This window comes from Streptomyces sp. AF1A, assembly GCF_047340315.1.
Classification (GTDB): domain Bacteria; phylum Actinomycetota; class Actinomycetes; order Streptomycetales; family Streptomycetaceae; genus Streptomyces.
On sequence record NZ_JBLEBI010000209.1, the window covers coordinates 1 to 11,075 of the forward strand.

Annotated in this window: 9 protein-coding genes and 2 pseudogenes; 6 read left to right on the forward strand and 5 right to left on the reverse strand. The window is 73.9% G+C overall.

The window, feature by feature from the left end; translation table 11 throughout:
- Positions 1-353 (forward strand): annotated as a pseudogene (locus ACLU3S_RS32570) (hypothetical protein); the annotation flags it as partial.
- A gap of 120 nt (positions 354-473) precedes the next feature.
- Positions 474-1,664: a lactonase family protein gene (locus tag ACLU3S_RS32575; RefSeq protein WP_413955580.1), complete on the forward strand. Its 1,191-nt coding sequence runs from the start codon at positions 474-476 to the stop codon at positions 1,662-1,664.
- On the opposite strand, the pseudogene ACLU3S_RS32580 reads toward ACLU3S_RS32575, so the two are convergent.
- Positions 1,632-1,808, reverse strand: a pseudogene (locus ACLU3S_RS32580) (DUF2470 domain-containing protein); the annotation flags it as partial. The gene ACLU3S_RS32575 and the pseudogene ACLU3S_RS32580 overlap by 33 nt on opposite strands.
- A gap of 8 nt (positions 1,809-1,816) precedes the next feature.
- Positions 1,817-2,422 (reverse strand): TetR/AcrR family transcriptional regulator, encoded by a 606-nt coding sequence (locus ACLU3S_RS32585; RefSeq protein ID WP_413955581.1) that lies wholly within the window; start codon positions 2,420-2,422, stop codon positions 1,817-1,819.
- Between the two features lie 121 nt (positions 2,423-2,543).
- On the opposite strand from ACLU3S_RS32585, the gene ACLU3S_RS32590 reads away from it, so the two are divergent.
- Positions 2,544-4,082 (forward strand): cytochrome P450, encoded by a 1,539-nt coding sequence (locus tag ACLU3S_RS32590; protein ID WP_413955582.1) that lies wholly within the window; start codon positions 2,544-2,546, stop codon positions 4,080-4,082.
- Here ACLU3S_RS32590 and ACLU3S_RS32595 read toward each other — a convergent pair.
- On the reverse strand, positions 4,044-4,892 hold the full coding sequence (locus tag ACLU3S_RS32595; RefSeq protein WP_413955583.1) for a pentapeptide repeat-containing protein: 849 nt from the start codon (positions 4,890-4,892) through the stop codon (positions 4,044-4,046). The genes ACLU3S_RS32590 and ACLU3S_RS32595 overlap by 39 nt on opposite strands.
- Positions 4,893-5,092: 200 nt before the next feature.
- On the opposite strand from ACLU3S_RS32595, the gene ACLU3S_RS32600 reads away from it, so the two are divergent.
- Complete coding sequence (locus ACLU3S_RS32600; RefSeq protein ID WP_413955588.1) at positions 5,093-6,250, forward strand: glutathione-independent formaldehyde dehydrogenase; 1,158 nt, start codon at positions 5,093-5,095, stop codon at positions 6,248-6,250.
- An 83-nt stretch (positions 6,251-6,333) separates the two neighbouring features.
- Here the strand turns inward: ACLU3S_RS32600 and ACLU3S_RS32605 are convergent, their stop codons facing one another.
- Both ACLU3S_RS32605 and ACLU3S_RS32610 read right to left on the reverse strand, forming a co-directional pair.
- Positions 6,334-7,638, reverse strand: coding sequence for an alpha/beta fold hydrolase (locus ACLU3S_RS32605; protein ID WP_413955584.1), 1,305 nt, complete (start codon positions 7,636-7,638; stop codon positions 6,334-6,336).
- Between the two features lie 127 nt (positions 7,639-7,765).
- On the reverse strand, positions 7,766-8,791 hold the full coding sequence (locus ACLU3S_RS32610; protein ID WP_413955585.1) for a LacI family DNA-binding transcriptional regulator: 1,026 nt from the start codon (positions 8,789-8,791) through the stop codon (positions 7,766-7,768).
- 276 nt (positions 8,792-9,067) lie between these two features.
- Between ACLU3S_RS32610 and ACLU3S_RS32615 the strand changes: the two genes are divergently transcribed.
- Both ACLU3S_RS32615 and ACLU3S_RS32620 read left to right on the forward strand, forming a co-directional pair.
- Positions 9,068-9,823 (forward strand): (Fe-S)-binding protein, encoded by a 756-nt coding sequence (locus ACLU3S_RS32615; RefSeq protein WP_413955586.1) that lies wholly within the window; start codon positions 9,068-9,070, stop codon positions 9,821-9,823.
- On the forward strand, positions 9,820-11,075 hold a 1,256-nt coding region (locus tag ACLU3S_RS32620; RefSeq protein ID WP_413955587.1), incomplete at its 3' end, for a lactate utilization protein B. The genes ACLU3S_RS32615 and ACLU3S_RS32620, both read left to right, overlap by 4 nt.

The following is an 11,075-nucleotide window of genomic DNA, read 5'->3' on the forward strand; positions in this document are numbered from 1 at the left end:
CCCTGCGGCAGGAGGTCTACAAGGACGAGCGGCCGCTCACGGACTGGTCCGGGGAGCCGGCCGGCCGGGTGTTCGTGCACCTGGTGACGCCTCCGCAGTGGCGCCGGATCACGGGCGAGGAGCCCCCGCCGTCCCCGGTGGACCGGGCGGCGTACACCCGCGCGGGACTGCCCTGGTACGACTACTACGACGCCGGTGCCGAGGACCTCGCCCCGGCCGGCCCCCTGGACGCGGTCAAGCCGGTCGGCGACTGGCTCGGGGACGACCTGGACCCGTGGCAGGCACCGTCCGCGGGCCAGGTGACGCCGCTGAAGGACGCGCCGGGCCAGCCGGTGGAGGACGGGGAGTGGTGAGGGTGGTGACCGCCGTTGCCGTTGCGTCACCCGCGACACGTGGTGCCGGGCTTGCCCCTGGTGTCCGGTAGCGGACAAGGTGGCTCCCGACCGGGGCGATCCGACGACCTGAGGTGCGGGATGGACACGGAGGCAGCGGCGAAGGGCGCCGGCTGGAGCAGGCGCCGGTTCGTCGGGGCGGTCGCGGGCACGGCGGCCGTGGTGGTGGTGCCCTCCCCGGCGGCCCCGCCGGCGGACACCGCTCCGGCCGGCCGCCGGACCCCGGTCTCCGGCCCGTCCTCAGGGCCCCGCCCGCTGTACGTGGGCACCTACACCTCGGTCGAGGGCGGTGGCAGCGGCATCGGGCTGGCCTCGTACGACCCGGAGACGGGCGGCATCACCGCCTCCGGCACGCTGACCGGGGTCCCGGACCCGTCGTATCTCGCCGTGCACCCAAACGGGCGGACGCTGTACGCGGTGGACGAGCGCCCGGACGGCGGCGTGACGGCCGTGCGCCTCGCCGACCGGCGCATCCTCGGCACCCGGGGCACCGGCGGCGCGGGCCCCTGCCACCTGTCGGTGCACCCCGGCGGGCGCTGGCTGCTGAGCGCCGACTACGGGTCGGGCAGCGTGGCCGTGCACGCGATCGACGCCTCGGGAGCCCTGGGCGAGCGCACCGATCTGGTCACGCACACCTCCCCGGCCCCCGGACCGGGTCAGGAGGGGCCGCACGCCCACCAGTTCGTCACCGGGCCGGACGGCGGCCACGTCCTCGCCGTCGACCTCGGCACCGACACGGTCTACACCTACCGCCTGGACCTGTCGAGGGGCACCCTCACCCCGACGGCACAGGCGCACACGCGTCCGGGGGCGGGGCCCCGCCATCTGGCCTTCCACCCGGGCGGCCGGTACGCCTATCTGGCGAACGAGGTGGACGACACCGTCACCGTGTGCGCCTACCACCCGGCCACCGGCCGCCTGAGGATCGGCGAGCCGCAGTCCACGGGCTCCATGGGGGTCACCAACTACCCGGCGCAGATCCTGGTCACGGCGGACGGCGCCCATGCCTTCCTCGCCAACCGCGGCCACAACAGCCTGGCCCGGTACGCCGTCGAGGCCGACGGGGCCCGGCTGCGGCTGCTCGGCACGGTGCCGGTGGGCGGGGACTTCCCCCGGCAGATCGCGTTCTCGCCGGACGGCCGGCTGCTGTTCGCGGCGAACCAGCGCTCCGGCACGGTCACCGTCTTCCACGTCGACACGGAGCACGGCGAACTGCGCCGGGCGGGCGAGCCGTTCGCGTCACCCGTCGCCGTCTGCGCGCTGCCGCTGTAGCGCCCGGGGGCAGGCGGCGGCGCTCGCCCTGGCCGGCAGGGCGTGCAGGCGCTCGGTGAGTTGGGCGACGTCGTCGGCGGGTGCGTGGAAGGGCAGTCGTACGTCGCCGTGGGCGCGGACGCGTTCGATGCGCAGGGCCAGCCCGCGGTGCGTCAGGCGAGCACGCCCAGCAGGGCTCGCGCACACAGGTCGCGCACCTGCTCCCGGGTCAACTCGCCGTCGCGCAGCCACTCCAGGCAGACGGCGGTGGTGAAGGCGAGCCAGCCGCGCACGGCGAGGCGCACCTGCGGGGCGCCCTCGACGCCCGGCCCGAACTCGGGATCGGCTTCGAGCGCGGCCAGGATCTGCTTCTCCTGGGCCGCGAGGGCCCGCCGGTAGACGCGGCGCACGGCCTGGTCACCGGCCGCGTCGGCACGGTGGAAGGCGCGGAAGCCGTGCGCGTGGGCCTCGACGTGGCGGAGGTAGGCGTCGAGGCCGGCGGCGAGCTGCTCGCGCACCGGCACGCCGGGCACGGCCGCCGTCATGCGCAGCATGCGCTCGCTCTCCCGCTCCACGACGGCGGCGAAGAAGTCCCGCTTGGTCGGGAAGTAGTGGTACAGCAGTCCGCGGGAGACCCCGGCGATCTCGGCGACCTGCTCGATCCACACGTCGTCATAGGGGCTCTCCGAGAACAGCCGCGCGCCGACCGCCAGCAGCTGCTCGCGACGTTCCGCGGTGCTGAGTCTGCGCCGGGCGCGCTCCCCCTGGTTCGCGGGCATGGCGTCACTCTACTTGACGCGAGTTCAACAAGCGGCCCACACTGGCGACGTTATTGAATCCACGTACAACATGCGCCCGCGACGGGCTGAACGGTCCGCTGGATCAAGGGAGATCGGCGTCATGGCGGAGACCACAACGACGCGGACGGGACTGCCCAAGGGCTTCCGCAGCGCCGAGCAGGGCTGGCCCGAGCTGCACCGCATCCCGCATCCCCCGCACCGGGTGCCGCTGCTCGGCGACGTGCTCGGCGTGAACCGCCGCACGCCGCTGCAGGACTCCATGCGCCTCGGGCGCGACCTGGGCCCGATCTTCCGGCGCCGGGCCTTCGGCAAGGAGTTCGTCTTCGTGTGGGGGGCGCGGCTGGCCGCCGACCTCGCCGACGAGTCGCGGTTCGCCAAGCACGTCGGGCTCGGCGTGGCCAACCTCCGGCCGGTCGCCGGGGACGGGCTGTTCACCGCCTACAACCACGAGCCCAACTGGCAGCTCGCGCACGACATCCTCGCCCCCGGGTTCGGCCGGGAGGCCATGGAGGGCTACCACCCGATGATGCTCGCGGTCGCCGGCCGGCTGACCGACCACTGGGACCGGGAACGGGCGGCCGGCCGCACGGTGGACGTGCCCGGGGACATGACCAGGCTGACCCTGGAGACGATCGCGCGCACCGGCTTCGGGCACGACTTCGGCTCCTTCGAGCGGGACCGGCCGCATCCCTTCGTCACGGCGATGGTCGGCACACTCACCTACGCGCAGCGGCTGAACAGCGTGCCCGGGCCGCTGGCCCCGCTGCTGCTGCGCGCCGCCGCCCGGCGCAACGCGGCGGACCGGGCGTACCTCGACCGCACGGTCGACGACCTGGTCGCGGCCCGGCGCCTGTCCGGCGGCGGGGAGGGCGACCTGCTGGACCGCATGCTGGCCACGGCGCACCCGGAGACCGGCGAGAAGCTGTCCGCGCAGAACGTCCGCAGGCAGGTGATCACGTTCCTGGTGGCGGGCCACGAAACCACGTCCGGCGCCCTGTCCTTCGCCCTGTACTACCTCGCCCGCCACCCGGAGGTCGCCGCGCGGGCACGCGCCGAGGTGGACCGCGTCTGGGGCCTCGCCGCGCGGCCCGGCTACGACCAGGTCGCCAAGCTGCGCTACGTGCGCCGGGTCCTCGACGAGTCCCTGCGGCTGTGGCCGACCGCGCCCGCCTTCGCCCGCGAGGCCCGGCACGACACGGTCCTCGCCGGCGACCACCCGATGCGCCGGGGGGCCTGGGCGCTCGTCCTCACGCCGCTGCTGCACCGCGACCCTCAGGTGTGGGGCGAGGACGCCGAGCGGTTCGACCCGGACCGGTTCGAGGCCGGGGCCGTACGAGCGCGGCCCCCGCACACCTTCAAGCCGTTCGGCACCGGCGCGCGGGCCTGCATCGGGCGCCAGTTCGCCCTGCACGAGGCCACCCTCGTCCTCGGCCTGCTCCTGCGCCGCTACGACCTGCGCGCCGATCCCGACTACCGCCTGACCGTCACCGAGCGCCTGACCGTGATGCCGCACGGGCTCCGGCTGCGCCTGGAACGACGGCCCGCGCCGGCCCCGGACGCCGGTGCCGCCCCGGTGACCGTCCCGGACGACGGCCTCGGCTCAGCCGGCCGCTGTCCAGTGCACCGGCCGGGCGACTGACCGCGGCAGCCGGGTGCCGGCGCTGCCGCGGGCCGCGTTCAGCTGGGGCTGGGTGAGGAAGAAGGCGCCGCTGAGGTCCGCGTCGGTCAGGTCGGCGTCGCGCAGGTCGGCGCCGATCATGTCCGCGTCACGCAGATCCGCGCCGGTGAGGTCGGCCGCGATGAGACGGGCGCCGCGCAGGCTCGCCCCGCGCAGGTCGGCCCGGCGCAGCCGGGCGCCGATCAGGTCCGCGCCCCGCCGGTCCCTGCCCTTGCCCCTGCCGCCCTTCCGGCCGGGCACCCCGGCCCGGACCAGCTCGCTGGTGCGCAGCAGGAGCACGTTGACCCGCTGCCGGTGTGCGGCCACGTCCAGCGCGGCCAGCTCCTCGGCGCTCTGCCCGGTCAGCGCCTCGGTCTGTTCCAGCGCCTGCCGCAGCTCCCCGTGGACGGGCCGGGCGGCGGGGAGCCCGAGCGCCTCCGTGAGATACCACAGCAGCTCGTGCAGGTGCCGTACGACGGGGAACACGTCGAACATCCGGCGGGCGCGTTCCTTCGGCGCCGTGCGCCAGTCCCGCCCGCCGAAGGTGACCTGCGAGACCTGCTGGCCGGCGCCGAAGCAGTCGTAGACCGTGCAGCCGGAAAAGCCCTTCGCCCGCAGCTCGGCGTGGATGCCGCAGCGGTGGTCCGCGCCGAGGTTCGGGCACGGCCTGCCCGCGGGCTTGTCGAGTGCGAAATCGGCGGAGGCGGCGAAGGGCAGGGCGACACAGCAGAGCCCGAAGCAGCGGGCGCAGTCCCCGCGCAGCTCCGGAAGGCCCGCTTTCTGATCTGGCATGCGCACAGCCTACTGAGGACGCGTCCGTAGAAATCGGGCAGTTGCGGCCCCTGCCCAGCGGGCGTTACCTGGAAGTAGCGGCGGTGCAGCGCGCATCGGGGCCCACGGCAGGGCCCGGCGGCCCACGCCCTTGTCGTGCTCCCCTCCATCGGCGCCCCCCTCGCCGCCGTCATCCAGCGTTCGACGCGGAGGTGACCAAGGTGAAAGCCGTCGTCTATGAGAAGCCCTTTTCCGTCACGGTGAAGGACGTGGAGGATCCGCACATCCAGCACCCCAACGATGTGATCGTGCGGGTCACGTCGTCCGCGATCTGCGGCTCGGACCTGCACATGTACGAGGGCCGCACGGCCGCGGAGCCGGGCATCGTCTTCGGGCACGAGAACCTCGGCATCATCGAGGAGGTCGGCAGCGGCGTGACCTCCCTGTCCGAGGGCGACCGGGTCGTGATGCCGTTCAACGTCGCGTGCGGGTTCTGCAAGAACTGCCTCGCGGGGAATACCGGATTCTGCCTGACGGTCAACCCCGGCTTCGCCGGCGGAGCCTACGGATACGTGGCGATGGGTCCCTACCTCGGGGGCCAGGCGGAGCGCGTGCGCGTGCCCTACGCCGACTTCAACTGCCTGAAGCTGCCGCCCGGGGAGGAGCACGAGACCGACTTCGTGCTGCTGGCGGACATCTTCCCGACCGGGTACCACGGCTGTGAACTCGCCGGGGTCTCGCCCGGGGAGTCCGTGGCCGTCTTCGGCGCCGGACCGGTGGGCCTGATGGCCGCCTACTCGGCGCTGCTGCGCGGCGCGGCCAAGGTGTTCTCGGTGGACCGGGTGCCCGAGCGGCTCGCCAAGGCGGAGCAGATCGGGGCCATCCCGATCGACTTCACCAAGGGCGACCCGGCCGAGCAGATCAAGGAACAGACGAACGGCGAGGGCACCGACAAGGGTGTGGACGCCGTCGGCTACCAGGCGCAGTCCCATCAGGACACGAGCCACGAGGAGCCCGCCGTGGTCCTCAACACGCTCGTGGAGACGGTACGGCCCACCGGCAAGCTCGGTGTGCCGGGCCTGTACGTGCCCTCCGACCCGGGCGCACCCGACGAGCACGCCAAGCACGGACAGCTGCTGGTCTCCATCGGCCGGATGTTCGAAAAGGGTCAGCAGATGGGTACCGGCCAGACCAACGTCAAGCGGTACAACCGCCAGCTGCGCGACCTGATCATCTCCGGGCGCGCCAAGCCCAGCTTCGTGGTCTCCCACGAGCTGCCGCTGAGCGACGCGCCGCAGGCGTACCAGAAGTTCGACAAGCGGATCGAGGGCTACACCAAGGTCGTCCTGCACCCCGACGGCCACACACTCGCCGCCTGACGCACGGGCACGGGCGCCCACCGGCGCCCGGACCACCGCGCCCCGTCCCCGGCCGTGCCGGGGCACGGGGCGCGGGCGTCGCGTCACACCTCGTCGCGGGTCATCGCGAGCAGCCGGTCCAGTACCCGGGGCGCGCCCGTGCGCAGCCCGTCGTGCTCGTACTCGTCGGTGACCCAGGTGCGCAGGCCGCGCACGGCCCTGGCCGTGCGCAGGGAGTGGGCGGTGTCGACGTACATGTCGTCGTGGTAGACGGCCGCCGCGACCGGGACCTCGTTGCCCGCGAGGCGGTCGGGGTCGTACAGCGGGCGCCAGTCGGTGCGGGCCGCGAGCAGCTCGGCCGTCTCGCGCAGCGGGCGCAGCGCCGGGTCGGTGTCGAACATCCAGGGGTGGACGCTCTCGCCGGTGAAGAGGACCGGTGCGTCGCCCGCGAGCGCCTTGGCCGCGTCGAACTGCGGGAACTCGGCGCGCACGCGTTCGGCGGCCCAGGCGGTGGGGCGGGCGTCCTGGCCGTAGATCGTCTCGTGGACGAGGGCGTAGAGGGGGTGGCCCGCGTACGACAGCAGGGCCTGGGCCTGCTCCTGGAAGGAGTCCGCCAGGTCGAGGCCGCCCGGGGTGCGCACGAAGGCGTCCTCCAGCAGGTGGTGCAGGCGGTGGCTGCCGTCGCTCGTGCCGAGCATCAGGCCCAGGGACTGGAAGGCGTCGACGGTGAGGCGGTAACCGTTCGGGAGGACCACGTCGTGGGTGAGGAGGTGGTCGGCGATCCGGCGGGCCCGCTCCACGTCCTGCGGGTAGCGGGCGTAGTGCGCGGTGACCTTGCGCTCGACGCGCGGGTAGGCGGCCCGGTAGACGTCCTCGGCGTGGGCGTCGAGGGAGGGCAGGCCGCCGGTGATCACCGCCGCGGCCAGGCCCTCGGGGGCCAGGGAGAGGTACGACACCGTGCAGAAGCCGCCGAAGCTCTGCCCGAGCACGGTCCACGGGGCGCCGCCGGTGACCTCGGGGCGGATGGCCTCGCAGTCGCGGACGATGGAGTCGGCGCGGAAGCGGGTGAGGTAGTCGGCCTGTTCGGCGGGGCCGCCGCGCAGCGGGAGCGTCTGCCGGGTGGCGGGCGTGGAGCGGCCGGTGCCGCGCTGGTCGAGCAGCAGCACGCGGTACTCCTTCAGGGCCCGGTCGAGCCAGGCCTGACGCCCGACGAAACGATTCGCCCCGAAGCCGGGACCGCCCTGCAGGTACAGCAGCCAGGGCAGCTCCTGCCCCGCCTTGTCGCTCGCGACCACCTCACGCGCGTACAGCTCGATGGTCTCGCCGCCCGGGCCGGCGTGGTCGAGGGGCACGGTGAAGTGGCGGTCGGTGAGGACGACGCCGGGCTGGCGATAGCTGCTGAGGCTCAACGGGTCTCCCGGGACGACTGGGACGGACACCCCAGTTCAGCACATCACCGGGCGCGGGCCGAGCCCCGGGATCATGGATTGTTACTGAATTTCCGGTCAGCGTGCCGCCAGGCTGGAGAACTTCCGGTCAGCGTGCCGCCAGGCTGGAGCGGCGCACCACCAGCTCCGGCTGGAGCACCACCCGGCGGTGCTCGTGCGCGGGCCTGCCCTCGCCCTCCTCGGTCTCCTCCAGCAGCAGTTCGGCGGCGAGGGCGCCCATGGTGACGGCGGGCTGCCGCACCGAGGTCAGCGGTACGGCCGCCGCGGCGGCGAACTCGATGTCGTCGTAGCCGACGATCGCGAGGTCGTCCGGGACGGTGACGCCGGCCGCGTACAGGGCCTGCAGGACGCCGAGGGCGAGCAGGTCGTTGGCGCAGAAGACGGCGGTGGGGCGGTCGGCGAGGCCGAGCAGCCGGGCGCCCGCGTCCCGGCCTGCGGCCACGTCGAGGCGTTCGGTGGGCAGTTCGCGCAGGGCGTCCGGGCCGAGGCCCGCCTCGGCGAGCGCGTTCAGGGCGCCGGTGCGGCGGTCGCGGACCTGGTTCAGTCCGGGCGGGCCGCTGACGTAGGCCAGGGAGCGGTGGCCCGCGTCCACCAGGTGCCGCACGGCGAGCGCGCCGCCCGTCACGTCGTCGACGCCGACCGAGCACTCGGTGGCGCCCTCGGCGACCCGGTCCACCAGCACGAACGGGATGCCGTGCCGGCGGAAGGCCTCGATGTTGCGGCCGGTGGCGTCCGCCGGGGTGAGCAGCACGCCCCGCACCCGCTGCTCGGCGAACAGCACCAGGTACTCGGCCTCCTCACCGGCGTTCTGCGCACTGTTGCAGACCATCACGCCGAGCCCCGCGTCCCGGGCCGCCCGCTCGGCGCCGCGCGCCACGTCCACGAAGAAGGGGTTGCCCATGTCGAGGACGAGCAGGCCCATGATCCGGCTCCGGCCCGCCCGCAGCTGGCGGGCGGACTCGCTGCGGACATAGCCGAGCCGGTCGATGGCGGACAGCACCCGCGCCCGGGTCTCGCGCGCGACGGTGTCCGGGCGGTTGATGACGTTGGACACCGTGCCGACCGACACGCCGGCGGCGCGGGCGACGTCCTTGACACCCACCGACCGGGCCATCGGTTGTCGGACCTCCAGGAAACGGGGGGCGGCGGGACGGCCTTCACGTTACCGTCACGCCGGCGGGGCGATGCCGATCGAGCGCGGGCCGGCCGCGGCGGCGCTCACGGCGGGTGGAAGACCTCCGTGAGCGGCCTCATACACGCCGCGCGGCGGCACCGCGCGCCGGCGGGAGGCCGAGGCGCGGCTCGCCGGTCGGTGACCGGTGCTCTCCCCGCGGCGGCGGGCGCCGACTACGCTGCAACTGGTCCGACGACACCCTCCGAAGGAGCCGCGATGCGTGTCGCCCTGTTCCTGACCTGCGTCAACGACACGCTCTATCCGGACACCGGCCGCGCCGTGGTGAACCTGCTGACCAGACTGGGCGTCGAGGTCGACTTCCCGATGGCGCAGACGTGTTGCGGGCAGGCCCACTACAACACCGGCTACCGGCACGAGGCCGAGCCGCTGGCCCGGCACTTCTGCGAAGTCTTCGGGGAGTACGAGGCGATCGTGACGCCCTCGGGGTCCTGCGGGGCGATGGTGCGCGAGCTGTACCCCCGGATGGGCGAGCGGGCCCGCGCCGAGGGGCGGGGCGACGGGCTCGCCCGGGCGCTGGCGCCGGTGGCCCCGAAGACGTACGAGCTGACGGAGTTCCTGGTGGACGTGCTGGGGGTGACGGACGTGGGCGCCTACTACCCGCACACGGTCACCTACCATCCGTCCTGCCACGGGCTGCGCGGGCTGGGCCTCGGCGACCGGCCGCGCCGGCTGCTGCAGGCCGTCAAGGGGCTGGAGCTGGTGGAGCTGCCGGGCGCTCAGGAGTGCTGCGGGTTCGGCGGGACCTTCGCGGTGAAGAACGCCGACGTGTCGGCGGCGATGGGCGCGGACAAGGTGCGAAGCGCCGAGGCGACCGGCGCCGAGGTGCTGTGCGCCGCCGACAACTCCTGCCTGATGCACATCGGCGGCACCATGACCCGCCTCGGGGTGGGCATGCGCCCCGTGCACATCGCGGAGATCCTGGCGAGCACGGAGGAGGAGACGGCGGCATGAGCGGAACGTTCGTCGGCATGCCCGCCTTTCCCAAGGCGGCGCGCGACGCGGTCGGCAACCCGACGCTGCGCGCCAATCTGCGGTACGCCACGCACACCATCCGGGCCAAGCGGGCCAGGGCGGTGGCCGAGCTGTCCGACTGGGCCGAGCTGCGCGAGGCGGGCCGCCGGATCAAGGACCACACGCTGCGCCATCTCGACCGGTACCTGGTCCAGTTGGAGGAGTCCGTCACGGCCGCGGGCGGCACCGTCCACTGGGCCGCCGACGCCGCAGAGGCCAACCGGATCGTGGCCCGGCTGGTGAAGGAGACCGGCGAGTCGGAGGTCGTCAAGGTCAAGTCGATGGCCACGCAGGAGATCGGCCTCAACGAGGCGCTCGAGGCCGAGGGCATCCGCGCCTACGAGACCGATCTCGCCGAGCTGATCGTGCAGTTGGGCAGGGACCGGCCCTCGCACATCCTCGTGCCCGCCATCCACCGCAACCGGGGCGAGATCCGGGACATCTTCGCGCGCGAGATGGCCGCGTGGGGCCGCCCGGCCCCCGAGGGCCTGACCGACACGCCCGCGGAGCTCGCCGAGGCGGCCCGGCTGCACCTGCGGGAGAAGTTCCTGCGGGCCAAGGTCGGCATCTCCGGCGCCAACTTCATGGTCGCCGAGACCGGGACCCTGGTGGTCGTGGAGTCCGAGGGCAACGGGCGGATGTGCCTGACCCTCCCGGAGACCCTGATCTCGGTGGTCGGCATCGAGAAGACCGTGCCCACCTGGCGCGATCTGGAGGTCTTCCTGCAGACGCTCCCCCGCTCCTCCACCGCCGAGCGCATGAACCCGTACACCAGCATGTGGACCGGCACCTCGGACGGGGACGGTCCGCGCGCCTTCCATCTGGTGCTGCTCGACAACGGGCGCACCGACACGCTCGCCGACCAGGTCGGCCGGCAGGCCCTGCGCTGCATCCGCTGCTCGGCCTGCCTCAACGTCTGCCCCGTCTACGAGCGGGCCGGCGGCCACGCCTACGGCTCGGTCTACCCGGGGCCCATCGGCGCCATCCTCAGCCCGCAACTGCGCGGCACGGGCAGCGAGATCGACGCCTCGCTGCCGTACGCGTCGAGCCTGTGCGGGGCCTGCTACGAGGTGTGCCCGGTCGCCATCGACATCCCCGAGGTGCTGGTCCATCTGCGCGAGCGGGTGGTGGAGGGCGGTCCGGCGGTCCAGCGGGGCAACCGGGTCGTGCTGCGGCCGGCGAAGGGCCACGC